Origin of the sequence: Desulfomarina profundi, from assembly GCF_019703855.1 — a bacterium.
GTDB classification, from domain to species: Bacteria; Desulfobacterota; Desulfobulbia; order Desulfobulbales; family Desulfocapsaceae; genus Desulfomarina; species Desulfomarina profundi.
This window is the reverse complement of the sequence record NZ_AP024086.1, coordinates 3,006,459-3,032,265: the sequence shown is the minus strand read 5'-3', so window position 1 is coordinate 3,032,265 and position 25,807 is coordinate 3,006,459. Positions and strand designations below refer to the sequence as shown.

The window sequence follows — 25,807 nt, the reverse complement described above, 5'->3', positions numbered from 1 at the left end:
ATGGGAAAAGTTTTGAATATAGCCCCGGTTTCCCGCATTGAAGGGCACGCGAAAATTGCCATTCATCTCGGGACGACGGTAATGTGGAGGATGCGTTTCTCCATATTCAGTCGCTGCGCGGTTTTGAGAAATTTATTGAAGGCAGGCCTGCGGAAGAGGTCCCGCGAATTGTTAACCGTATCTGCGGCATTTGCCCGTGGATGCACCATCTTGCCTCCAATAAGGCGGTGGATGGTGCCTTCGGTGTGACCCCGACGGAGACCGGCTACAAGTTGCGGGAAATGTGCCAGGTAATGGCTCATATAAATGATAAAATTCTTCATTTTTTCTTTCTGGCTGCACCCGATTTTGTCCTGGGGCCTGATGCTGATTATTCGGTGCGCAATGTCATCGGAGTTGTCAAGGCTGCTCCTGAGCTGGCAACCCAGGTAGTGAAAATGCGGCAACTCGGGCAGATGATGCTCGATAAATTTGCCGGGAAGGCCATTCATCCCATAGCCGGTGTCGTGGGCGGGTTTGCCAAGCCCATGGTGGAGGAGGAGCGGCTGGAATTACTGGAAGGCACCAGAGTGCTGCTTGATTTTGCAACCTTTGCCCTTGATTATGCCATTGAGAATGTGTTTGCCAGATATATGGACGTCATCAGTGATCTGGGGGTTATCAACACCGGATTCCTGGGCACGGTGGATCGGGAAGATGGTTCACTTAGACTGTATGACGGGAAACTGCGGCTGATGAAAAATGATGGTACCTGTACCGATTTTGAAGGTGAAAATTATCTTGATTATCTCGGTGAACATGTGGAACCCTGGGGTACTCAAAGATGCCCTATGCCAAATCATGGGATGAAGGATTTGATATGAGCCTTGCTTCTCCCAAAGGCATTTACCGGGCCAATACCCTGGCGAGAATTAATGTCTGCGACAGGATCTCCACGCCAAAAGCCCAGGCCGCTCTGGAGCGGTTCAGAGAATCATTCGGTCGTCCGGCCCAGCAGACCCTGCTGTACCATTATGCAAGACTGATTGAGTTGGTTTACGCCTGTGAGCGGACCATCGAACTGCTTGAATGGGAGGGTATTACCGATCCCCGGGTTCGGGCCAGAGTCAAGCCCGGGGCAGGACGGGGGGTCGGTATTGTCGAAGCCCCGAGGGGTACCCTTATCCATGATTATACTACCGATGAAAACGGGTGTATCGTCAAGGCCAATCTCATTGTCGGTACAACCCACAATATTGCGCCGATGAACATGAGCGTCAAGCAGGCAGCGACTTCCCTTATCGTGGATGGTGTCTATAACGAGGGATTGTTGAATCAGGTTGAAATGGCCGTCAGGGCCTATGACCCCTGAATGTCCTGCGCAACTCATCGCCTGGATGGCGGTATTCCTGTTTCCGTTTCCATCGTTGACAAAAAGGGAAAGGAAATTGACCGAATAGTCAGCTGATTGCAAAGGGATAATGGCGGGAAGAGATGGTGTTCTTCCCGCCATTATTGATTTCATTCAATGAGCAAATAGTGTATATTGTAAAGCGGTTTTTCAAATTTATGGAAAAACCGCATGATGTGAGGAAGGAGTTATGGCTGGAAGAAAACGAGCAGTCGTGCGTGCGGAAAATCCCAGTGGTGCCTGTGGTAAGCTTGAACATATGACAGTTGATGAACTCAAGGCCCGGGCCGTGGGAGATGAATTTGACGGGACATGTCCCGCCTGCGGGCAGTTTCATCTGACCCGTGAGGAAATCGAGAAGATAGAACAGGAAAAAGTAGTTGAATCTGAGAGCTACAAGACCATGAAAAGTGAGGCCGAAGCAGAGAAATAGTCCCTGCTTTCGGCTTTTAAAATCCGGGAATGGGTAGTCTGATCTTTTTCTGAGTGTCAGAGAACTTGTTTTTCTCCCGGAATACGCAAAATAGCCGGGTGAATACCGTATATACACCCGGGTGTAAGGATAGGTCGAATGAATAGCGGGAAAGTGACAACGGACGAGGAGCGTCAACGGGAACTGTTTGATGAGCTCCATGAAATTGTGGATCGGCCCATACGGCTGATGGTAGCCTGCGGTACACAGAACCGGGCTATTCTACGTTATGGGATTCGGGAAAAACTTCCCCGCTATCTGGACCTTGTGGCCGGTCCCGGCTGCAGTGTCTGTGTTATGCCGGCCGGTCATATCGATGCCTTTATCAAAGTGGCTTTGCAGCCCGATGTCATTACCGCTGCCTGCGATGATCTCATCAGGGTTCCGGGCAGTACCGAATCTCTTGAATCCATAATGGAGAAGGGAGCCCATGTTGAGATTATTTCCGCTCCCATGGATGCCCTGGAAATTGCGGTTAACGAACCGGATAAAATTGTTGTTTATCCTGCGGTGGGGTTTGAGGCTACTGCCCCTTCCGTTGCTGAGACGATTCTTGAAGCAGCCCGAATCGGCCTTGATAATTTTTGTGTTATACCTTCCATCAGACTGCTGCCGCCAACGATTGATCTGTTAATGCATGATCCGGAACTCAACATCCAGGGGTTGCTCTGTTCCGATCATATCAATACCATTTCCGATACGGAAGCCTATACGGTCCTGGCCAAAAAACATAACCTTTCCTGTTTTATTGCCGGTTTTGAAGCGGTTGATATTCTTGAAGGTCTTGTCAGCCTGGTGAAACAGATAAGAAACGGAGAGTCTGTTTTCGATGACACCTCCGCCTTTATCTATTCATCGGAGGAAAAAAAGAACGCTCGAAAAATGGTTGCAGAGGTCTTTTTTGCCGTGGATACCCATTGGCGGGGACTGGGGTCGATAGAGCAGAGCGGATTTGTTATCCGTGATGAGCTTTCTCTTTACGATGCGGTCAAGCGGTTTAATATCAGGTTTTCCCAGGGACATGAACAGTGTCTCTGCCAATGTAATGCCATTATTTCCGGCCGTGGTCTTCCGCCGGACTGTCCGGCTTTCGGAATGGCCTGTACTCCCCATAATCCCATCGGTCCCTGTATGATTTCCGACGAGGGTATCTGTTCATCCTATTTTAAATATAATGTAGATTCCCGGCCAAATGGCTGAACGTAACAGGTCACAGGGGTACCGAATCTTTCCGCGATCAGCCCGGCTTACGTATGACCAATACGCTGCGCCGGGCTGCTTGCGAAAATCTCCGGCACCCTGTAATCTGTTACAAATACAATGATTGATACAACGAGGTTGTCTGCCTTGTGATCAGTTACGGCTGAACGGTTTATTTATGCATGAGTTTTCTCTAGCCCAGGGGTTGTATGATCAGTTACTTGATCTTCTTGATGAGCATGGGGCCGACAAAATAATCATGGCCGAAGTCGGTGTCGGCAGAGATGCCGGTATTGTAGTGGATTCCTTCACTTTTGGTTTTGATGTGCTTGCACGTGGCAGTGAAAAGAGTCGGGATATGAAACTTGCTGTTGTGGAAGAGGCCGGATCCGATCTGATGCTGCTGCGGGTGGAGCTGGAGTAGGTTGGGTCAGAGTTGTTGTGATTACTTATATCAGCGGGGATAAAGAAAAGCTGAGAGGGCGAGAAACAGGGTGATTACTGCACAGATATCCAGGAGATTGCCGAGACCGCATGTCTTGCGTTTCCTGTAGAACTGTGGTTTCTGCGTTCCTTTTACTGTTTCAGGTGTAATCAGCCTTCTCCTTGGATGATTCAGGAATTCACCAAGGCCGAAAAATGCCAGGGCCAGCGCCAGCAGGAGCAGTGCCTTGCAGATATGGCCGGGCAACCTGAGGTTCAGCACAAAAATGGATAATGCTGTTCCCATGGTAAATGCCACGGAAGCCGCAACGAGAAGGGGTTGTACCTGGCGCGATTGTGTGGTTCGTGTCATGTTTATTCTTGTCCGGTTTATTTCCTCACTTTATTTTAGCAGTTTTGTGAGGCAATGATCAAATTGAATTTTGATTACCCATGAAACTCAATCATATCTCACTCGTCACGGATACAGGAAAATGAAACGTAACTGGTCACAGGATTTGTAACTCTGTGTTTTCATCCACATTAAACCTGCAAGTGATCTGGGGTGCAGCAGATTCGTGCAGGCGTGACTGGCCGCTATAGCCCCTCTATGGGGCAGTCGCGACCGTGCGAATATGCAGTGCCCCTGATTACTTACAAATGAAATAGGCATGAACAGGACCCAGCGCTCAACTCTGACCGTCTCCACCATCAGTTCTTTTATTACACCTTTTATGATCTCGTCCGTCAATGTGGCCCTGCCGGCCATTGAGGCGGGCTTTCGCGGACAGGGAATCAGTGCAGTACTTCTCAGCTGGGTGGCGACTGCTTACCTGCTGGCCGCCGGGGTATCCCTGGTACCCATGGGAAGACTTGCCGATATTGTCGGCCGGAAAAGAATCATGGGTTTCGGTCTTGCGCTTTCTTCACTCAGCTCCCTTGCCTGCGCTGTTTCTCCAAATATTGTTTTTCTGCTCGTTTTCAGAACGCTGCAGGGACTCGGAGGTGGAATGATCTTCGGGACATCCATGGCGATTCTTACCTCGGTTTTTCCACCTCAACAACGTGGCAAAGTTATAGGAATAGCCGTTACAGCAGTCTATATAGGCCTAATGAGCGGTCCATTTCTCGGAGGACTCCTTACCGATTATCTTGGCTGGCGTTCTCTTTTTATTGCCATTTTCTGCATGGGGGCGGTGCCTCTTTTTTTCCTGCTTTTCTTCCTGGATGGCGAATGGGCCGATGCCGCGGGAGAAGGCTATGATTTTGTCGGCCTTTTTCTCTATATCCCCTCTCTGATTGCAATTATTTATGGCATCTCCACCTTGCAACAGGTCTCCGGGCTGTTGTTGTTTGCAGGTGGTTGCTGTGGCCTGTCGGCCTTTGTCTGGTGGCAGGGGAGGGTTACGGATCCTCTTTTTCAGGTCGATCTGTTCCTGAAAAACAGACCATTTGCACTTTCCAATGTCGCCGCTTTGATTCATTACAGCGCGACCTTCGGCCTTGTTTTTCTTTTCAGTTTTTATCTCCAATATATCAAGGGGATGGATGCTAAAACCACCGGTATGATTCTTATTGCCCAACCCCTGGTGATGGCCCTTTTCTCAGCCTGGGCGGGACGTCTTTCCGATCGTGTCGAACCGCGGATTCCAGCTTCCATTGGCATGGGAATAACTATTCTTATGCTGTTTTTTTTCAGCTTTCTGGATGGCGAAACCCCCGTTTTTCTCATAGTGACCGGTCTTGCAGTTCTTGGATCAGGGTTTGCTTTATTCTCCTCTCCTAATATGAACGCCATCATGGGTTCGGTGGAACCACGTCATCTAGGTATTGCTGCGGGATCTTCAGGGACCATGCGAGTTCTGGGCCAGGTTGTATCTATGGGAATTGCCACACTTTTCTTTTCGCTCCATGTGGGCAGTCATACAATCACTCCTGATCTTTATCCTCTGCTGCAACTCAGTATCAGCAGAACATTTCTTCTCTTCAGCGTGCTGTGTATCTTTGGGCTTTTTGCGTCACTGTCCCGGGGCGAAATTCACAGGTAAATTCTGTTTTTCAAAATCTGAAAAAAGAAATTATTGACAGATAAATAGAAACTCGATACGGTTGTTCTGAGTTATGGAATAATCTATTCCATAATGTGGAATATTGTCACTTTGTATTCCTGCTCTGAATTTGAATAAGGTTCAGTCTGTTGGTTCATATGAAAATCCTGCTTCCGGAGGACTCACCGCCGCAGTCGGATTTTCATTTGCTTGTTGCACCCAAAAGGTAAAAATGGCGGTGCAATTGAGACTGGGCATGCCGATTTATCTGTTGAAATTCTGGACGAGTGGAGAAAATGGCTTCAAAAGAGCTTGGAAAAAAAGCAAAGGAATCTCAAAAGCGACAGGGCGGAGCACAATCCATCCGTCGAACGATTGCCATTCTTCGATCAGTTTCCAGATTCAATCAAAATGGTGCCAGGCTTTCTCGCATTGCAAAGGATGTCGACCTGCCTCCCCCGACTGTTCATCGAATTCTTATGGTTCTGCTGGAGGAAGATTTCCTCTCATTCGATCCGACAACAAAACTGTACAATCTTGGGATGGAGTTGTATTCACTTGGGGCGGCGACTCAGCAGTTATCAGTAAGGAATCGTTACCGTATTGCTCTGGAGCGGATCTGTGAGCAGACAAATGATGTCATTCATCTGGTTGTCCGCTCAGGCTATGATGGAGTGTGTATTGACCGGGTAACGGGCAATGCGCGAGTTCAGGTCCTGGGGTTTGACATTGGTGAACACAGGCTTCTGGGAATTGGTGCGGCTGGTCAGGCTCTGCTTGCTTTTCTTCCTGAAAAACAGCGTGAAGATATTCTCAAGGCGAACAGTCCCCGGTATTTAAAATATTACGGGATTGGAACGGATGAAGTCAGAAAATGGCTGAAAAACACAAGAGAAAAAAGGTACGCAAACAGTATCCAGATTGTTTCTCCGGAATCCATAGGTGTGGGTGTACCTGTTTTTAATAAAAAAAATGAGGTTATTGCAGCCATCAGTATGGCCAATATTGGTGGACGTATGACACCTGAAAGGTGTCAGATGATTGCCGAAATAATGTTGTCGGAGATTGCAGCAATTGACCCGCCATCAGATTGACGGAGCATGTAATTTTGGAAAATGAAATGAAGAAATGGCTTGTCTCGCTCAGGAATGATTTTCACCGTCATCCTGAACTGTCAATGGAGGAAACGAGAACTACCGGGCGAATCTGTGAAGTACTGAAAAATTATGATGTGGAAATAAGCACTTTCGATGATATGACCGGTGTTGTTGGAATCGTTTGCGGTAAAAAGACGGAAGGCAGGGGAAGGACACTTGCTTTACGTGCTGATATTGATGCTCTCCCGGTACAGGAGTATGGAGACAGGAAGTACAGATCGGTTGTTGATGGTGTTATGCACGCCTGCGGTCATGACGCAAATACGGTAATCATGCTGGGTGTTGTCAGGAAGATCCATGAATCCGGATTGATAGAAAAAATTAATGGTACGGTAAAATTTATTTTTCAGCCTGCGGAAGAAAAACTGGCTGGGGCAAAGGCCATGATTGCAAAGGGAGTTCTGGAAAACCCTCACGTGGACTGGATTGTTGCCGGACATATGGATCCGAATCTTCCAGTGGGTACTGTCGGTGTTTTTTCCCATATCGGTCATGCTTCCTCTGATCCCTTTGAGCTGGTTATTACCGGCAGAGGAACTCATGGTGCCAGTCCCCAGAAGGGGATAAATCCGATTTCAGCCGGAGGGTATTTTATCACTGCACTGGAGACAATCCTGTCGCGGTGCATTAATCCTGCGGATTCTGCTGTAATCAGTATCGGGACCTTTCATGCCGGTAACGCCGGCAATGTAATCCCTGATCACGCTGTTCTGAAAGGATCTATTCGAACCCATGACGAGAGCGTAAGAAAAAAATTACTTGCAGCAGTCGAAGACCTGGTAAAGGGCGTAGATACAATCTTCGGCACAACCAGCAAGCTGGAGGTCAAACCTGGTGCACCCCTGGGAGTGAATGACAGGGGTGTCTGTAAATTTCTCCATGATGCTTCAGTTTCCGTCTTATCGGAAGAGAAGGTCAGAACCCTGCCTTTTCACATGGGAAGTGAAGATTTTTACTATTTTACTGAAATTATTCCCGGCGCCATAATGCGCCTTGGCTGTGCCGACATGGAAAGTGGAATTATCGCTCCACTGCATTCCCCCCGTTTTGATATTCATGGGGATGTTTTACAGATCGGGACGGATATTTTCTTTAAGGCCGTGGAAAATTTCTTTGATGTTCGTTGAGTTCAATCCTGATAACCGGGGGTGTGGTGTCAGGGTAAACAGCAGCAAAACAACTACAATCTGGAGGGGATGTGAAATGAAAAAGAGTACCAAGTTGTTGTCTCTCTTACTGGTGGTGTTCATCAGTTGTTTCTGTTATTTTCAACCGGCTTTTGCCGATAAGAAAAATGATACCCTGAACATCGCTTTTAGCAAAGAACTTGAAACCCTTGACCGGTATTTTAATACCGCCAGGGAAGGGATTGTTGTAGCCAGACATGTTTTTGACAATCTTCTTTATCGTGACCCTGTCACCTATGAATATAAAGGTCTTCTGGCAAAATCATTCAAGTGGAACAGTAACACCGAAATGGAAATTATTCTCAGGGAGGGGGTGAGGTTTCACAACGGTCAGGAAATGACTGCTGATGATGTTGTGTACACACTGAACTTTGCTGCCAATCCCGATAACAAGGTCAAAACCCAGCGGTATTCAAGCTGGATTGATCATGTGGAGAAAACAGGTCCGTATGGAGTGAAAATCATCCTGAAAAAACCCTTTCCTGCTGCTTTTGAATTTCTGTCAGGTGCAAATCCAATCTATCCGAAAGATTATTACAAAAAGGTGGGTACCAAAGGATTTGGAATGAAACCCATCGGTACAGGACCTTACAGAATTACCGACGTGATTCCAGGCAAAAAAATAGTCATGGAAATCAATAAGGAATATTTCAAAGACAGTCCAAAAGGACAGCCTTCAATCGGTAAGATAGTCTGGCGAACCCTGCCGGAAATCAATACCCAAATGGCGGAATTGATGACGGGTGGTCTGGACTGGATCTATCTTGTCCCGCCCGATCAGGCAGCAAAGCTTGCTAAAACTCCAGGAATTACCGTAACTCCCGCGGAAACCATGCGAATCGGTTATCTCACTTTTGATGCGGCAAATCGTTCCGGCAAGGAACATGGTATGGAGAACCCTTTTGTCAAATTGAAGGTGCGTCAGGCTGTGAATCATGCAATAAACAAAACATCCATTGCTCGAAACCTGATTGGTGGCCAGTCTCGTGCCGTCTACTCTGCCTGTTTCCCATCACAGTTCGGATGTGAACAGGATGTGAAGAAGTATGAATATGATCCGCAGAAAGCCAAGCAGCTTCTGGCAGAGGCCGGTTATCCTGACGGATTTGAGACAACACTCTACGGTTATAGAAACAGACCTTTTGCCGAAGCGATGATCGGTGATCTGGCCGCCGTCGGAATCAAAGCGAAACTGATGATGATGAAATACTCTGCACTGAGGGAAAAAGCCCGTGCCGGAAAGGCGCAGATGCAGTTCCTCACCTGGGGCTCTTATTCCATCAATGACGTTTCAGCTATTACCAGCCATTTTTTTGAATTTGAGGCGGATGATCTGGCAAGAGATGAAATTGTCCGGGATCTGCTCATTGAGGCGGATACGTCAATTGACCAGGCAAAAAGAAAAGAACTGTATTCCAAGGCGCTAAAGCGGATCGCCGAACAGGCGTACTGGTGTCCGATGTTTACCTATGTTTCCAATAACTGTTATTCGGACAGCCTGGATTTTACTCCCTATCCTGACGCTGTCCCCAGGTTCTTCCAGGCCCGCTGGAAATAAAGAGTAATATCATGCTGATTTATACTCTAAAACGTCTGGGCCTTGCCCTGGTTGTGATGGTGACGGTCTCCCTTATCAGTTTTATGTTGTTGCGGGTGTCGGGAGACCCTGCCATCTCCCTGGCAGGAGAAGGCGCGAGCAGTGAGGAGATTGAATTTGTCAGGGTGCAGTACGGGTTTGATCGACCTCTGCTTGTGCAGTATTTCGAATGGGCCGAAAGGGCTCTTCATGGTGATCTCGGGAATTCACCTTATTTGAATCAGCCGGTGGCGCAGATGTTGAAGGAGAGGATGGGTGTAACTATCATCCTGGGTATTTCCGCTCTTTCCTTTGCCATGCTTCTTTCCATCCCTCTGGGAATGCTGGCGGCCATTCGTCCCAACACCTGGATAGACAGAATAGCCCTCTCTATTTCTGTTATGGGGCAGGCCATGCCGTCATTCTGGTTCGGCCTGATCCTGATAATATTCTTTGGCGTTCATCTGCGGTGGCTGCCTATTTCAGGCAGTGACAGCTGGCGTCACTTTGTTATGCCAACCATTGCTCTCGGTTATTATGCGACTCCGGCAATCATGCGACTGGTGCGTTCGGGTATGATCGAGGTACTGGCTTCCGACCATATCAGGACTGCCCGGGCCAAGGGGTTGAGGTGGCCGAAGATTCTTTTCAAACATACCCTCAGAAACGCCATAATCCCGGTGGTGGCTGTTGCCGCTGTTCAACTGGGATTTATGTTAGGAGGGTCTATTGTCATTGAATCCATTTTTGCATTGAACGGCCTGGGTAATCTGGCCTGGGTTTCCATTTCCAGATCCGACCTGCCCGTTGTGCAGGCAATTGTGCTGTTTCTTTCCACAACCTATATCATTCTTACTTTTCTTGCGGATCTTCTCAACGCCTTTCTGGATCCAAGAATCAGGAGCATTTGAGTTATGGCGGCAACGGAACTGCAAAATGAATTTAATTCGGGAATGGGACTGGATGTAGTTTTTCCAACACCCGGCCAGATTATGCGCAGACGGATGGCAACCCATAAAGGGTTTCTTGTCGGTGGCATAATGATCTGTATTGTATTTCTGGTGGCTCTGCTGGCACCATACCTGACAAATTACGACCCTTATCAGCAGGATCTGGGCAGTCGTATGATTGCTCCTGTCTGGAGCGACCACGGCACATGGACTCATCCTCTGGGAACTGACAATATGGGAAGAGATTATCTGGCACGTCTGGTTTTCGGAGCCCGTATTTCTCTTTTGATTGGCTTTTCATGCATGTCGATTGCTGCGGTTATCGGTATTTCCCTTGGACTTATAGCGGGATATTTCGGCGGAGTTATTGATATGGTGGTCAGTTTTATCATTACCGTGAGACTGGCCCTGCCTGCGGTCCTTGTGGCTATTGCCGTAGTGGCACTGATAGGTGGTTCCATGCAGGTGGTGATCATAGTGCTCGGGTGTCTGATCTGGGACAGGTTTGCTGTTATTCTGCGGGCGACAACCCAGCAGATACGCAGTATGGATTACGTGCAGGCAGCACGGGCGGCGGGCTGCTCTGTTCCCTGGCTGATGGTACGGGAGATTATGCCGAATCTGTTTAACTCCATTGTGATTGTTGCGACTCTGGAGATAGGCAGAGCGATCCTCCTTGAAGCAGCACTTTCGTTTCTCGGGATGGGGGTGCAGCCGCCTACTCCGTCATGGGGATTGATGATTTCGGAAGGAAAAGATCTGATGCTTTTTGATCCTTATCTTGTGACTATTCCTGGTGTGGCTCTCTTTTTCCTCGTTCTCGGGATGAACCTTTTCGGCGATGGTCTCAGGGACGTTACTTCACCTGAGGGAAGATCATGACAATTTTACTTGAGGTGGAACACCTGTTTGTGGATCTGGCCCTTCCTGCCGGTACACTCCATGCTGTAAGGGATGTGAGTTTCAAGGTGGAGAAGGGTAAAACCCTGAGTCTCGTGGGGGAGTCGGGCTGCGGGAAATCCATGACGGCTATGGCTGTTATGGGACTTCTTCCGCCTTCTGCCAGTTGTCGTGCAGCAAAGATAGAGCTTGAAGGGGAAAATCTCCAGGGACTCAGTGAGAACAGAATGGCGACTTATCGGGGAGCCAGAATGGCTATGATATTTCAGGAACCCATGACTTCTCTTGACCCCTGTTATTCTATTGGCAACCAGCTTGTTGAAGCATTGACTGAGCATCAGAATGTATCAGTTACTGAGGCTGAGGAAAGAGCCGTTTATCTGCTTGAAAAAGTGGGAATAACTGGTGCAGGATCAAGACTTAAGCAATATCCCCATCAGCTTTCAGGAGGATTGCGGCAGAGGATAATGATTGCAATGGGACTGATGTGCGGGCCTTCTCTAATCATTGCAGATGAGCCCACAACGGCCCTTGACGTGACTATTCAGGCGCAGATCCTGAAGTTGCTTTCCTCCATCCAGAAGGAATTCAACATGGGGATGATTCTCATTACTCACGATCTGGGTGTGGTGGCCAGAGTCGCCGATGATGTGGTAGTCATGTATTGTGGAGAAGTGGTTGAAACAGGTAATATCGATGAGATTTTCACCAATCCTATTCATCCCTACACTAAAGGGTTGCTGGAGTGCATTCCGGTGCCCGGCAAAACAGAGCCGGGTAAAAAACTGGGATCAATTCCGGGTATCGTACCCACTCCCATCGGTGAATTGTGGGGATGTTCTTTCCGGAACCGGTGCAGGTCTGCCGTACCGGAATGTGCTGACAAAGGGTTGAAATTGACACAAATATCAGACAAGCGGTCATTCAGGTGCGTACGACCCGGTTTTTCAGGGGATATAAAGGTTGGAGCGTCGGGTGGCACAGGGGCAGGCTGATGGATGAATATGCATTACAAATTGAAAACCTTGCAAAAGAATATAAGGTCAGTGGAGGGATGTTTCGCTCCAGAAAAACCCTGAAGGCTGTAAACGGGGTTAGTCTGGCTATACCCAAAGGTTCAATTCTTGGTCTTGTGGGGAATCCGGCTGTGGTAAAACGACTATTGCCAAGATGATTCTCGGGCTTGAGAAAAAAACCGGAGGAAATATTCATATCGGGGGCGGGAAATTTCCGTAATGGCCCACAAGGAAATTGCCAGGGTTATCCAACCCGTTTTCCAGGATCCCTATTCTTCGTTGAATCCAAGAAAATCAATTTTCAAAATAATTTCCCTGCCGCTCAGGGCTCAGGGACTTGCCGGGGGAAATGGCAGACTTGAACAGAAGGTGGATCAGATCATGGAGATAGTCGGTTTGCCGCCCCGGTTAAAGCATAATTATCCCAATCAGCTTTCCGGGGGACAGCGTCAGCGTGTGGCCGTGGCAAGGGCTTTGATTATGCGGCCCGAGGTTGTACTCTGTGACGAGCCCACATCTGCCCTTGATGTCTCAGTACAGGCACAAATTCTTAATATGTTACTGGATCTGCGTGCGGAATTCAATTTAACCTACCTGTTTATCAGTCATGATCTGGCGGTGGTTGAACATATTGCCACCCATGTGGCTGTAATGTATCTCGGCAGGATTGTTGAAGAGGGACGGGCGCGGGATCTGTTTGAACACCCGAGTCATCCTTACACCAGGGCATTGCTGGATTCTGTTCTGACACCTGAACCTCAATTGGGACTGCCTGAAGTCCGGTTGGGTATCGAATATCCGAATCCCATTGATCCGCCGAGCGGTTGTGCTTTCCACCCCAGGTGTGCCAGATGTCAGGCTCGATGCAGAAAAGAGGCTCCTCAGCCGAAAGTCCGGGCAGGTAAACTTGTGGAGTGCCATTATCCAGGTGATTGTTGAGTGTCGGCAGGTTTAATGAAACATGTATATCATCGATGATGGACTCGTAAAAACTCCGATCTACTGCGTTGTGGGGTGATCGTGTAATGCTCGACGTACCATATGTACGCCTGCGCTTACACGACACCGCCACGCCTTGTATATCGAAGTTTTTCCAGAGTCCATCTGGGAACGTTGAACGACTTTTTACGAGATCATCATCGATAAGTACTGGTTTTCTTTTGGATTAATTGTATTTTAAAACGAAAGATGGAGTTGCCGGTTATGGAAAAAAATAGCGCCATTGCACGGGCACTAAACTTTTTTGATGACGGTTCCTTTTTTGCGCTGCTTGCTGACTGGGTTGCCCTTGATACCGGCAATCCTGTAGACAATGGAACGACGCAGATGCACCAGTATCTCAAGGAGAAAATAACCCCATTTCTTGAAGATATGGATTTTGACTGCCGCATGGTGGAAAATCCGCTGGAACCGTTCGCCCCTTTTCTTATCGGCAGGAGGATTGAGGATGAATCCCTGCCCTCAATTCTGATATATGGTCACGGAGATACCGTTCCTCCCATGGACGGCGGTTGGCAGGAGGGCCTTGTTCCTCTTGTATTGACAAGGAGAGGAAATCGCTGGTATGGACGGGGATGTGCTGACAACAAGGGACAGCATGCCATCAACCTGGTGGCACTGAATTGTGCGATCAGTGAGCGGAAAAAACTTGGTTATAATGTCATAATTCTCATTGAAATGGGAGAAGAAAGCGGGTCACCAGGTTTGCACGAGTTGTGCAAGCGGGAAAAAAAATATCTTGAAGCAGATTTACTGATTGCTTCGGACGGCCCAAGAATAGATCCTGATGTGATAACGATTTTCGGGGGCAGCAGAGCTGTTTTTAATTTTGACTGTTCCATCACTTTGAGGAAAGGGGGCCATCATTCCGGTAATTGGGGAGGATTGCTCGCCAACCCCGGAATTATTCTTTCCCATGCCCTTGCCTCCATGGTGGATAAAAACGGTAAAATACTCATTGATGGGCTGCGTCCTGAAAGCATTCCTTTTTCCATAAGAAAGGCAATTGAGAAACTGACGGTCAGGGGAGAAAAAGGTCCGGCAATCGATTCCTGGTGGGGGGAGCCCGGTTTGAGTGCGGCTATGAAGGTCTATGGTTGGAATACTTTGGAGGTCCTGGCATTCACCTGCGGCACTCCCGACAGACCTGTCAATGCCATTCCTCCAAAAGCATGGGCAAGGTGCCATATCAGGTTTACTGCTGATTCAAATCCGAAAAAATTTCTACCGGCAATCAGAGCTCACCTCGACCACCATGGTTTTTCCATGGTGGAGATTACTGAAGTGCCCAACAATTATGGTCTTGCCACCCGCATGGAACCGGACAATCCTTTTGTACGGTTGGCCACAACTTCTTTTGAGGAAACCCTTGGAGAAAAAGTGGTGTTTCTGCCAAACCTTGGTGGAACTTTGCCAAATGATGTTTTTGCCAATATCCTGGGCATGCCAACGCTCTGGGTACCCCACTCCTACAGTGGGTGCAATCAGCATGCGGTAAACGAGCATATCCTCGAGAGCGTCACCAGGGAGGGTCTGCAGCTTATGACCGGACTTTTTTGGGATCTTGCTGAAAAAATACCGGTTAGGGCATAATTCTTTTCTGTTCATTCCCCAATAGGGTGCATGGTATAGGAACTGAGCTGACCTCCACAACAGCGATTCTCTGTTGAAAACTTTTTTTCTCGGAAAGGCGGCGTGCGTTCTTCGATATCAGCCGTAGCCCGCTTTTCTCATCAGTTCAGGCGGCGTCAGGTTCAAAGTTTCGGAGTCTTCGCTTACCTGGCAGTGAATTATAGTGATCTATATTTACTGCCGAAATACTGTAGAAGATGGCGTCGCTTTGGCTGACCTTGGGTGAACATTGTGTAAATTTTGGTCTATTACTGATAGTTGTCCAATTATTTGTAATCTACAGTTATTCTCAAAATTGACACAATGTTCATGAGAAATGCGGGGTAGTCATTGTCCAGTCGTGTTTGCCAAGGTATCCAGGAGATTTTCTTTGCTTGTTGGAGAGATTTATTGCTGGGTCTATGGTTTTTTAATAATTGTTTATTTGAAGATTTCGGCAGAAAAAGTGTGTTGGTTGACAGGGTAAGAAGTTACAGAGATATTTACCCCTGTGCTGAATTGTGGTATCATGCACAAAGTGGTATTTAATGTCATCGTTAAATTCATACCCTGCATGAACAATGCGGGATAGCTGCCTATCAGGAATTATATGGTTCCAGTTGTTCTAACTACGGAAATGATTATAGTCTTTGTCCTTCTTGGCCTGGCCATGATCCTTTTTGTTTTTGATCTGCTCCGGGTTGATCTTGTCGGGCTTCTCATGATGGTTTTGCTGCCGCTTTCCGGTGTGGTTACTCCTGAAGAAGCTGTGGCGGGACTAAGTTCCGATGCCGTAGTCTCCATCATTGCCATAATGATAATAGGAGCCGGATTGAAAAAAACCGGTGTTATGAATACGGTTGCCACGCAGATTATTAAAATTGCCGGAACCGGAGAAAAACGTATAATGCTGATTGTTTCAGCAACTGTTGCCGTTATTTCAAGCCTTATGCAGAATATCGGTGCTGCCGCTGTTTTTCTCCCGGCAACCATGCGTATCAGCAGGCAGCTCAAGATTTCTGCGGCAAGGATCCTGATGCCCATGGGATTTTGTGCCATTACAGGTGGCTGCCTGACGCTGATTGGATCAAGTCCGCTCATAATGTTGAATGACCTGATGGCAGGTTGGTGGGAGTCCAATGGCACCCCCTTGACCCAGGATCCTTTTGTACCGCTGAAACTGTTTGCCATTACTCCAATCGGGATAGCACTGCTTATCTCCATGTTGCTCTATTTTTATTTTTTTGGTGTGAAACTGCTGCCTTCGGAGACCTGTGTTCATGAAGATATCGGTCCTGAAAAACGGCTTCAGGATATTTATGGCGATGTGGTGGGGCATGGTTATGAACTGGAGGTGCCAGTATATTTCCCGGCCCAGACTCTTGGGGAGCTGGAGCTCAGACCCAAATATGAAATCACCGTCGTCGGTATTGCAAAAAGTGAAAGTTTTGTGAAAAACCTTGCTCCGAAAAAGCACTCCCTCGTGGAGCCTGGAGATGTACTCTGGATTATCAGCTCGGAAGAGCGGATCAAGCGTGTTGCCGAAGACCATGGCTGGCGCATCAAGCCGGAGTTTGAAGTCTTTGAGAAGGAAAACTCTCCTGAGGAAACCGGGGTTATGGAAGGTGTGGTCATTCCCCATTCCAATTTGAGCCAGCATACCATGGAAGAACTCAGGTTCCGTGCTCTTTACCGGGTGAACCCGCTTGCCATTGTTCGTGGTGAGCACATAATTCTTAAAGACATCAATGTCACCAAGCTCAGGCAGGGGGATACTATCCTCCTCCAGGGTCCATGGCAGCAGTTTGAGCTTCTGCGGCAGAAAATGGATATTGCCCTGATTGGTGATATTTACGGGGAAAGATTGAAGCCGGAGCGCTCAAGGTGTGCGGTTTTTTTCCTCTTTCTGTCCATGATCCTGGCATTGAGTTTTGAGATCAAACTGTCGATAGCTCTTCTGACTGGAGCTCTCGGGGTGATCATCACCAGGATTATCAGGGCGGATCGAGCCTATGAGGCCGTTGACTGGCGAACGGTTTTTTTGCTGGCCGGGCTTATCCCTCTCGGGACCGCTTTTGAGAAAACCGGAGCGGCAGCTTATATTGCCAATCAGGTCCTTACCTTTACAGGAGTGCCGTCTCCCATGGTGGTGATGGGGGTTGTGGCGATTCTCACTTCCTTTTTTTCTCTTGTAGCCTCAAACGTCGGGGGAACAGTCCTCATGATACCACTGGCCATGAACCTGGCTGCTGATGCCGGAACGAACCCGATTGCTGCAGCTGTCGTTGTCGCTATCTCCGCTTCCAACACATTTATTCTGCCAACGCACCAGGTCAATGCTCTTATTATGCGCCCGGGAGGGTATCGAACAAAAGACTATATCAGAGCGGGCTTCGGGGCCACTGTCCTGTTTACTGTTGTTTTATTGGTTTGTCTGCCGTTTTTATTTGAGCTCTAACCCGCATTTTTCATGAATTCAGTTGTTCCAGAGATGCAGCGGCTATTTCCCTTGTATCGTATTTCCCTTCCAGGAAGGCATTGGCCAGCAGGTGTGGACTGTTGTCGTCTGTCATGATTCCATCGAGAAAACGACTGAACCCGAAGAGCCGACCCAGCATGATCAATTGCTCATAGACAGTCTGTTTGGAGGCACCGGTCAGGGAGGCTGTTACGAGATCACCCACTACCGTGGTATAAAAACCATTATGCTCCAGGATAATCTGCAGAAAGAGGGCCCGCCGATGACTTCTTTCCATGCCGGCACCGCCTCCTTTGAAACGGAAACGGATGTAATTTGCATGGGTGTCCCTGCCACAGATGGCATCCAGCATTGCAAAGTGAAATTCGACCCTGGCGTTAAGATTGAGGTAGTCACGGGCGGCTAGAGCATAATTGAATGACCCCAGTGGACGGGCCCCACGTTTATCAAACATACCACGGGAAAAAACATCAGCCATGGCTCCGGCATCCGGTTCTGTATGCCAGGAAAGTCCTGGGGTTGTGAGTCCTTCGCAGAGGGCGAGCAGGGGAACGGAGAGGACATCGTCTGTGCTCAGCGGTTTATGAATAGCCAGTTGCTTCAGGAGGGAACTCTTCTTGTCTCTTCTGATACCGCCGCCCACATCGATGACCAGAAACGAAAAGGGAACCCCTATTTCAAGGGGGTGCAGCATACCGCCGGCATAGTCCATAATCATGTCCCCGGTGTTGAACATGGAAAGAACTGCCATTTCATGGGTGAACCTGATCATATCATGGAATGAGCGGCACTCAAGATGGGAGAATGTGGCGCCGTATGTATCCGTCAGGTTCAGGGGTACAATCATGTTCCGTAGTTTTTCCCGTTCCGGAGATATGGTTTTTTTCGTGTTTTCATCAGCTTGTCCTCCAGTTCCCGGGCGACGTCCCGGTCGCTTCCCGTGACGTTTGATGTGGGCTTTGATTGCGGCATCCTGGAGAGAAGGACCAGCTTCTCTTACCACACCTGAATCGGCATCAAGAATTATCCACTGGCCGTTTTTCAGGGTTGATGAGCCCTTTTCCGCTCCGGTAATCATGGGAACACCCTGTTCTCTGGCGATACAGGAAAGATGGTCTGTGGGGTTCCCTATGTCGACAATTGTTCCGGCACATTTCGGGATCAGGCTGGCCGCATCAACAATGGACTGGGAAAGGACAAGAATGCAGGGAACCTTATCCAGATCGTTGTTGCTGCCATAGGTAAGTTTGGCCAGGTCTACGGAAGAATTGATCAACTGGACCTGGCCTGTGGTTTTCCCGGAAGAGGCACAGATTCCTGTCAAAAGAGGTTCAGATTCGTCCTGCTGTCTGCGTTTGCGGCTCCCTTTCGCAGTCAGGCGTAAAGGACGCGCCTGGAGAATGGAAATCCCGGTTTTTTCGGAGCACGCCCATTCAATATCCTGCCCCCTTCCCTCGAGGCTTTCTATCAGCTCCCCGTAGTCAACCAGTTTTCCCAGTTCCTGAAGAGTCAGAAGGGATGCCTGTGCTTCCTCTTCCGACAGGGTTTCCTGATGGATCCCACCCGAGGGCGTTGCTACTTCCCGTATTGTTTTAGTGTTTATCTGTGCACCATCCATCAGTTGAGCGGCGCGGTCTTCACTGATAATTCCGGAAGGAAATGGTTTGATCTCCTCTTCTAAATCAGATCGAAATTGAGCCGGACGTAGCGGTCTGTACAGATCAGCGGGGGCAGAGCCTTCCACGGCCAGTGTTCCCAGTCCCGGGACTGCGCTGATGAGCATTCTGTTGCTGGAAGGGTCCGACGGGTCTACGGTGAACATGACTCCCGCACATTTGGCGGGAACCATGACCTGGCAGAGGACCGCCAGGTTGAAATCAACTGGAGAAAGACCTGCATTCATCCGGTAGGAGATGGCTCTTTCACTGAAGCCGCTGGCAATCACCTGTTTGTAGGCATCGTAAAGAGACTGGTGCCCAATGACGTTGAGAATGGAAGCGAACTGTCCGGCAAACGAGTGTTCAATACTGTCTTCACTGACACCACTGGAGCGGACCGATATGGCGAAAGTATTGTCACTGTTACTTGTCTCACGTTCACTTTCTTTCAGCAGATCATAGGAATCGGCCAGGGCTGAGGCGATTTCTTCGGGTAGGGCGGTTTGCCGGATCTGCTGCCTGATCTTGTTTGAGGCCGTGGCCACATCCATTTGTCCCTGTTCGACTCCCCTGAGAAGATGGCGGATTTCAGATGCGAGATCATTAGTACCCAGAAAATCCTTGCAGGCATGGGTTGTGCAAACATAACCGTTGGGTACCGGCAGGGCAATTTTTCGTAACTGTGCCAGATTTGCCGCTTTTCTGCCAGTATAGAGATAGGATTCCGTTTCGAGTTCGTCCAGGGGGATACAGTAGTTTCGATCACCCGGAAGATCTGCGAGTTCCTTAAGAGCAGCAAACAGTTTTTCACTCAACTGTCCATGCATGGGATAGAGATATGTGTACGATGAATCTGAAAGGAGGTTTAAGCCGTCTATCAGTTCAGAAATAATCCCCAGGAGCTCATCGGTGGCCTTGCGGATGTCCCGTTCTTCTCCACGGATCAGGTTGGCATCAATTCCGGTAATCAGTTCCAGGGCCCTGCCGTTGTTTTCAAGAAAAATCCGGAAGGTGTGATAACGGGCCTTGAGTTCTTCCAGGGCAATTCGCTCCCTGTTCTGTTTTCGGTCTGTATAGTATTGTAAAAGTCGTTTGAACATATTGATCTCCGCTGTGGGCAAGGTGTTTCCTGTTATTAAACTTCTCTGGGTGGTGCGATTGCCCGTCGTCCTTCCTTCGCTGTTTCATGAAAATGGCTTAAAAAGGTTTTATCAAAAAACTCATAGAGGATATTTGTTTCATTGTCGGAATAGAGACTGGTATCGCGCTGACGGGAGAAGGTTGTAAGTGCACCCAGAACGTAAAGAGATGACTTCAGCAGGAGTGTCTCCTCAAATTTCAGTCTTCCCACCACAAGATCGCTCTTGAGGGAGACCTTGAAGTTCATGTCACGCAACACATTGCAGATAAACTGTGCTCTGCGGGCGCGCCTGTCCGGATTTGCCAGTCCGCCCGAGAAACGGAAATAGACATAATTACGATGCATGTCATCGCCGATATGAGCATCAATGACACTGAAATGATAACCAAGACGGAGGCTGAGGTTCATATAATCGTGGTCTACTATTGCCAGGTTCTCACCAAAATTTTCGGCGGCTGTGGGCGACATGATATTCATTGTACGGGGCATGCTGGAGATGATATCGCGCAGGCCGAGGGAAGGGAGGTCGTTTTCCCAGGCATCCGGGTTGAGGAGACCTTCCAGAAATACGGCAAATGGTCCTTGCCTGATATTTTCAACCACAGGATCTTTTTCAAACTGCTCATTCACTCCCTCTCCGATATCCAGGACACGAATATCCATGGGAATGTCAAGACGCATTCTCTTGGTGCGGATAGAGCCGAGACCGGGATGGCGCTCCTGGAAGTGGGCCAGTTCATCAACTGATTTTTCATGGCAGAAGTGGATGATATCATGGAAACTCTTGCATCCTTCCACACAGAAGTTCGGGGTTTCCGGGTTGGTGAGGTGCAGGGGCATTATAAAACGTAAAAGACGGCGAAGGATCCTGTATTCGGGATCTGCGGGGGAAAGGTTCATCTTTCTGCTGCCGACCCGTAAAAGGGTGTTGAGGGTTCCTTTATAGATTTTGAGCTGACCCGCATCCACCGTGATTTCCTCACCTTCCGGGAGCATGGTAAGGACATCGGGGATACCGAAAACCGCCGGGAGACTGATTTCTCTCGCCACGGTGGCCAGATGCCCGGTGACATTACCGTACTCAGTTAAAATTGCTGATGCACGTTGGAGAATAGGGGTCAGTTCGGGCGTTGCGGTTCGGGCCACAGCTACGGCCCCTGGTGGAAAATCTTCCAGTGCGGTCTCGTTGGTAACATGGAAGACATGACCGGCAGCAACACCCTCCTGGACAATCTGTGTTCCCAGGCAGAGAAGTTCAGCACTCTGCTGTTCCTCCTGAAGTTCCAGGGCTGTCGGTTCTTCCGAGGTTTCCAGGTAGGGAAAGAGGCGGGTAAAGATAAATGTGCCATCAGCAAGACATTCCCAGTGGAGCCGAATGGGCACACCCATTATTCTCTCAAGGGTCATGGCCGTTTCGGCAAACATCTTCAGATCGCTGTTGCCGATTATGGCTGATCCCCGGCGAAAATTACCGTTGTCGGCCGAATGATCGGTAGCACTATTTCCGTCGGGAAAACTGGAAGACTGGTATTTTGTCACTATTTCCGAGCGGACGGGATTAAAAGGAAAGGTCCGGCTTAAAAGATAGGAATCCCCCGATTCCGGTTGACCTTTCAGATGCGAGGTTATTGAAAGCGCAGGGATTGTGGTTTCTGAACTGCTTGCTCTGGTTTTCAGAGTTCCATGCATGGTAAAGGGCGGCGAAGGCCTGATAAACACTGCAAAGGGAACAGGTGCCTCATCCGTATCACAGTGTCCTGGGTCGACGGTCTGTACGATCCATTGGAGACAGTCTATATAATTTTGAATTGGGATCGGTTCGGCATATTCTGCAATTGTTGTTTTGTCCATTTTTCCCTGGGTCACCGGTTGGGCAAAGAGCTCTTTCTTTTCCAGGGAGGAGGAGCTGTTGTCAAGTACCAGCAGTTGGCTGTGGTCCGGGGACGGTTCAATAAAAAAGGAGCCCAGGTCTTTTGTCAGACCTATGTCATCATTGATCTGTGTTGCGGTGACGGATATACGTCGGCTGCTTTCTTCCAGAAAAAGCCTGCCGAACTGTTCTTCAATACCGAAATTGACGTCTGATCTGGAAATATGATTTGCTGATTTTTCATCTGAAATAAGTGCCTGGGTGCCTTCTGCCGTGATTATGAATCCGATTCCCGCCTGAATACCCGGGTGAAGCCGCAGCTCAGCCAGGCAGACCAGGTCTATGCCCACGAGCGGCTCCATTTCCCAGCCGATCTCCTGGAGTTGAAGCACGGGGGGGCAGGCCAGGGCCCTGGTGTTTCCGGAGAGGATGTCATCCAGAATCATCCGGATCTCCTGGTACCTGTCATAAAGGGGGACATAGGCATTTTCGGTCAGGGCATTGAGATTGTAGGTTACGTGATGCACATCAGAGGCGATGACCCGAACCGTTTTTTCCAGAAATGATTTTTCAAAGATATATTCACCGCCGAGGGATTGTTCCATCCGTGCCATATTCTCGAGAATACGGTTGTTCAGATGCAATATCTTCCTGAAATTATTAAAGAGCGATTTCAGGTGCCAGATATTTATTTCCGCCGGTGTTGTTTCGGTGGAACGTTGTTTTTTAAACAGGTGTTGCAGCCACATTAGTTTTTTCCTTTGTTCCGGTTGTCTTCAATGCGTTTCACGCATTCCAGAATTTCATTGATCTTGAACGGTTTGGCGACAAAATCAAAAGCCCCTTTTCTAAATGATTCTTTGGCGGTCTCCAGGGTGGCAAATCCGGAAATGATGATAACCTGGGTGTCCGGATGAGCAGCCTTAACCTTTTCAAGGACATGCATACCGTCAATTGTCCCCATTTTCAGGTCTGTAATGACTATGTCAAATACCCGTTCTTCCAGTCGGGCAAGAGCCTCGGGACCGTCGGAAAATGTTTCGACTTCGTATCCCTTGCGTTGCAGTGTGGGTTTCAGTCTCTTGCAGACAATGGGTTCATCGTCGAGGATAATAATGCTCAAGCTGGTGCCCGCTCCTGTTTGCCGGTTGGTCATTTTCCCTCTCCAGATTCCATACGTTCTATGGTTTCAATAAAATATCGGGTATGGTGCAGCACATCATCGTCTGAATTCATAAGGGCGTCCAGTTGGCGAGTATAGCCGACAAGGCCCCAAGAATCATCATACGGCGGGACATGCGGTCAATGGACAGTTTTTTGACCCTCCCGGCCACGAGATCCCCCTGGATTTCCACCATAAAATCATAGTGTCTCAGTACATTGGTGATAAAAAGCGTCCGTCTTGCCCGGCGAATGAATTCCGTGGCACCACCGAAGAATTTGAAATAGATGGTATTGTCATTTATGTTCTCAGCCATAAAGGCTTCAATGGATGTTGAATGATACCCGAGCTGAATACTGAGGTTCATGTAGTTGTCCAGGATTACGGCAAGATTTCTGCCTACTTTTTCTGATGCCGAAAGAGACGTGGTTCTGGTCATACTGGACATGAAGCTTCCCATGTCAACGGAAACGGGATCATTCCTCCACATTCCGGATTCTTCCAGACCCTGCCAGAAATCCCGGAGAGGTCGTGAGACGATCTGTTCGAGCGTGATATACCTGTCCGTCAATGAGCAGGTTGTACCTTTTCCGGCGTCAATGATCATAAGACCCAGGGGAATTGTCGTTTTCATCTGTTTTGGCGGCGGAAAGCTCTGGGTAGCGTGTTTTTCACTGAGGTGGACTATTTCTTCAATAGCCAGCTTATGCGTTACGGTTATGATATCGTGGTATGTCTTACATGAAGCTGATGTTATTTTGTCGAGCTGTGGCTCAAGAATGGTAATGGGATAAATGTGATTGAGCAGACGGCGCAGCAGACGATATTCCGATGAGTCTTCAAATACATCTTCAACCGTCAGTTCAAATCGATCAAGCTCAGTAATCTTTCCACGGTAGACAATGTTCTGGGTGGCGTCCAGGGTGATTTCATCCCCATGTTTCAACTGTTGAGTGGCTATTTTTGTGTCGACAACCGTGGGTACGCGAAATTCATGGGCGAGGGTGGACATATGTCCGGAAGCAGAGCCGATGTCAGTGATGATCCCTCTCGTTTTATGCATAATGGCGGCAAAGCGCGGAGATGCATGCCGGGTCAGCAGAATTGCTCCATGGGGGAAATCGTTGAGGTCATTTTTTTCGTCGATGACGAAAATTTTACCAATGGCAATGCCACGCTGGACAGTGACCCCCTGGCCGGAGAAGATTATTTCCGCATCACGCGTTATATTGACAGGAAAAGGCTGTTCCCCTGCCGGAGTTTCCTCGACAGGAGAATCACGGGTCTGGAGAATTGACAGTTGGCCGTTATGCTCGAATGTCCATTCGATTTCCTGGGGCCGTTTGTAGTATCTCTCGATGCTTTTGGCGGTCTGGGCGAGAGTTGTCTGCTGTTCCTCCGTCAGGCTGAGGATGTTATGTTGTTTTCCGGAAAGGGGTTGCCAGGCCATTTTTCCCTTTGTATCGGGTTTCAGTTGCTGCTGCTTGTCGGCAATTTTCTGGAAAAGAACGGGGTAGGGTGGCTCCCGGTCAAGAATAATGGTGTCCGCCGGCTGGCTGCCTTCCATGATACCGGAGCAGTAGCCCCACATGGAGTTGATATGTATTGCTCCCCTTGACTTGTGAGAAATATAGGTGTGCAGTACGCCACTTGCCGTACTGTCGGTCATGACCTGGCAGGCGACAGCCATGGCCACCTCCTGTTCTCCGTATCCTTTGCTGAATCTGTACTGCAGTGCCTTGAAAGAATAGGCACTGGCTATGATCTGCAGATAGCCGTCGATGAGCTGATCCCGGGTCAGGTTCAGTTGTGTGTCGTAGAGCCCCGCAAAACTTGCCTTGCCACCCTCCCCCAGGCACTGCTTCTCATGGCGACACGCAGATTGTTCCGGTTTGTTCGTTCCATGAGAGCGTCGTATTCCTGGTGGATCCTGGTGACGAGTTTTCTGGGAAGAGGGGTGTCGGTAATCTGTTTTCTCATTGTTCTGGCAAGCCTGCGCCAGCCGTCTTCGTCATTTTTATCCAGGCGATATTTTGCTTCCTCAATCACATTCTCCAGATCGCTGTGCTGCAGGTGTTGAAAAAAGGCCTGGGTGGTGATGACAAAGCCGTCAGGAATCCGCAGACCGAGATGGTTTGAAAGGCCGGCAAGTCTTTCCATTTTGCCGCCGACCAGGTCCCTCTGCCAGTCGGTTACCTCGTGGAGAGGGAGAACCATTGCCTCGGAGGTCAGGACGTGTTTTCCCGCAAGTTCTTCCTGGATGGTATGTTGAATACGTTCAAATGCGGGGAAAAGATCAAGGGTGTGATGATGTGTGATAATTTTTATTTCAGAGATGATTTTCAGCAGTAGATCGTCAAGCTTTTCAGCTGATTCTTCAATATAGTGCAGATCAAAAACATACTCTCCCCCCAGTTTGTCATTCATGTCGGACATCAGGTGCAGCGTTTCATTGCTTTTTTCCAGAATGACCTGAAATTTCTCAAGGAAACGTGCGACGGGTAACTCCCTGTTTCTTTTCAGGCAGGCGACGAGTATGTTTTTGAGGCTGCGGTACATATGTAGTCC

Annotated in this window: 18 protein-coding genes and 2 pseudogenes; 14 read left to right on the top strand and 6 right to left on the bottom strand. The window is 48.7% G+C overall.

The genetic code is table 11. The annotated features are described in order from the left end of the window. From LO777_RS21120 to LO777_RS13980, 4 genes and pseudogenes are all read left to right on the top strand, one after another. Positions 1-1,447 (top strand): annotated as a pseudogene (locus LO777_RS21120) (Ni/Fe hydrogenase subunit alpha). 133 nt (positions 1,448-1,580) lie between these two features. Next, positions 1,581-1,823: a hypothetical protein gene (locus tag LO777_RS13990; protein WP_228854499.1), complete on the top strand. Its 243-nt coding sequence runs from the start codon at positions 1,581-1,583 to the stop codon at positions 1,821-1,823. A gap of 138 nt (positions 1,824-1,961) precedes the next feature. Beyond that, positions 1,962-3,062 carry a hydrogenase formation protein HypD gene (hypD, locus tag LO777_RS13985; protein WP_228854498.1) on the top strand — a complete coding sequence of 367 codons (1,101 nt, stop codon included), beginning with the start codon at positions 1,962-1,964 and terminating at the stop codon, positions 3,060-3,062. 178 nt (positions 3,063-3,240) lie between these two features. Then, positions 3,241-3,486, top strand: a complete 246-nt coding sequence (locus tag LO777_RS13980) for a hydrogenase/urease maturation nickel metallochaperone HypA (protein ID WP_228854497.1) — start codon at positions 3,241-3,243, stop codon at positions 3,484-3,486. A 30-nt stretch (positions 3,487-3,516) separates the two neighbouring features. Here LO777_RS13980 and LO777_RS13975 read toward each other — a convergent pair whose 3' ends face one another. Beyond that, positions 3,517-3,858, bottom strand: a complete 342-nt coding sequence (locus LO777_RS13975; RefSeq protein ID WP_228854496.1) for a hypothetical protein — start codon at positions 3,856-3,858, stop codon at positions 3,517-3,519. 298 nt (positions 3,859-4,156) lie between these two features. Between LO777_RS13975 and LO777_RS13970 the strand changes: the two genes are divergently transcribed. From LO777_RS13970 to LO777_RS13920, 10 genes and pseudogenes are all read left to right on the top strand, one after another. Beyond that, on the top strand, positions 4,157-5,533 hold the full coding sequence (locus tag LO777_RS13970) for an MFS transporter (protein ID WP_228854495.1): 1,377 nt from the start codon (positions 4,157-4,159) through the stop codon (positions 5,531-5,533). A gap of 296 nt (positions 5,534-5,829) precedes the next feature. After that, positions 5,830-6,627 (top strand): IclR family transcriptional regulator, encoded by a 798-nt coding sequence (locus LO777_RS13965; RefSeq protein WP_228854494.1) that lies wholly within the window; start codon positions 5,830-5,832, stop codon positions 6,625-6,627. A gap of 26 nt (positions 6,628-6,653) precedes the next feature. After that, positions 6,654-7,817, top strand: a complete 1,164-nt coding sequence (locus LO777_RS13960; protein WP_228854493.1) for a M20 metallopeptidase family protein — start codon at positions 6,654-6,656, stop codon at positions 7,815-7,817. A 76-nt stretch (positions 7,818-7,893) separates the two neighbouring features. Beyond that, a complete protein-coding gene (locus tag LO777_RS13955) occupies positions 7,894-9,435 on the top strand; it encodes an ABC transporter substrate-binding protein (protein ID WP_228854492.1) in 1,542 nt (513 codons plus the stop codon). An 11-nt stretch (positions 9,436-9,446) separates the two neighbouring features. After that, the gene (locus LO777_RS13950) at positions 9,447-10,364 is read left to right on the top strand and encodes an ABC transporter permease (RefSeq protein ID WP_228854491.1); all 918 of its coding nucleotides are present in this window, start codon (positions 9,447-9,449) and stop codon (positions 10,362-10,364) included. Positions 10,365-10,367: 3 nt separating this feature from the next. Further along, the gene (locus LO777_RS13945; RefSeq protein ID WP_228854490.1) at positions 10,368-11,285 is read left to right on the top strand and encodes an ABC transporter permease; all 918 of its coding nucleotides are present in this window, start codon (positions 10,368-10,370) and stop codon (positions 11,283-11,285) included. Beyond that, positions 11,282-12,298, top strand: a complete 1,017-nt coding sequence (locus tag LO777_RS13940; protein WP_228854489.1) for an ABC transporter ATP-binding protein — start codon at positions 11,282-11,284, stop codon at positions 12,296-12,298. Before LO777_RS13945 ends, LO777_RS13940 begins: the two co-directional genes overlap by 4 nt. After that, positions 12,298-13,258, top strand: a pseudogene (locus tag LO777_RS21115) (ABC transporter ATP-binding protein). The gene LO777_RS13940 and the pseudogene LO777_RS21115 overlap by 1 nt, the downstream one beginning before the upstream one ends. Positions 13,259-13,522: 264 nt before the next feature. Beyond that, complete coding sequence (locus LO777_RS13925) at positions 13,523-14,911, top strand: M20 family metallopeptidase (RefSeq protein ID WP_228854486.1); 1,389 nt, start codon at positions 13,523-13,525, stop codon at positions 14,909-14,911. 628 nt (positions 14,912-15,539) lie between these two features. Beyond that, positions 15,540-17,387, top strand: a complete 1,848-nt coding sequence (locus LO777_RS13920; protein ID WP_228854485.1) for an SLC13 family permease — start codon at positions 15,540-15,542, stop codon at positions 17,385-17,387. 10 nt (positions 17,388-17,397) lie between these two features. Here LO777_RS13920 and LO777_RS13915 read toward each other — a convergent pair whose 3' ends face one another. The 5 genes from LO777_RS13915 to LO777_RS20135 all read right to left on the bottom strand — a co-directional run bounded on the left by LO777_RS13915 (position 17,398) and on the right by LO777_RS20135 (position 25,798). Further along, complete coding sequence (locus tag LO777_RS13915) at positions 17,398-20,166, bottom strand: PEP/pyruvate-binding domain-containing protein (RefSeq protein WP_228854484.1); 2,769 nt, start codon at positions 20,164-20,166, stop codon at positions 17,398-17,400. Positions 20,167-20,201: 35 nt separating this feature from the next. Then, on the bottom strand, positions 20,202-22,826 hold the full coding sequence (locus LO777_RS13910) for a PEP-utilizing enzyme (protein WP_228854483.1): 2,625 nt from the start codon (positions 22,824-22,826) through the stop codon (positions 20,202-20,204). Then, positions 22,826-23,233, bottom strand: a complete 408-nt coding sequence (locus tag LO777_RS13905; protein ID WP_228854482.1) for a response regulator — start codon at positions 23,231-23,233, stop codon at positions 22,826-22,828. The genes LO777_RS13910 and LO777_RS13905 overlap by 1 nt, the downstream gene beginning before the upstream one ends. Positions 23,234-23,309: 76 nt before the next feature. Continuing rightward, positions 23,310-25,022, bottom strand: a complete 1,713-nt coding sequence (locus LO777_RS20140) for a PEP/pyruvate-binding domain-containing protein (protein ID WP_268907576.1) — start codon at positions 25,020-25,022, stop codon at positions 23,310-23,312. Positions 25,023-25,042: 20 nt separating this feature from the next. Beyond that, positions 25,043-25,798, bottom strand: coding sequence for a PEP/pyruvate-binding domain-containing protein (locus LO777_RS20135; protein ID WP_268907440.1), 756 nt, complete (start codon positions 25,796-25,798; stop codon positions 25,043-25,045). Between the last annotated feature and the right edge of the window lie 9 nt (positions 25,799-25,807).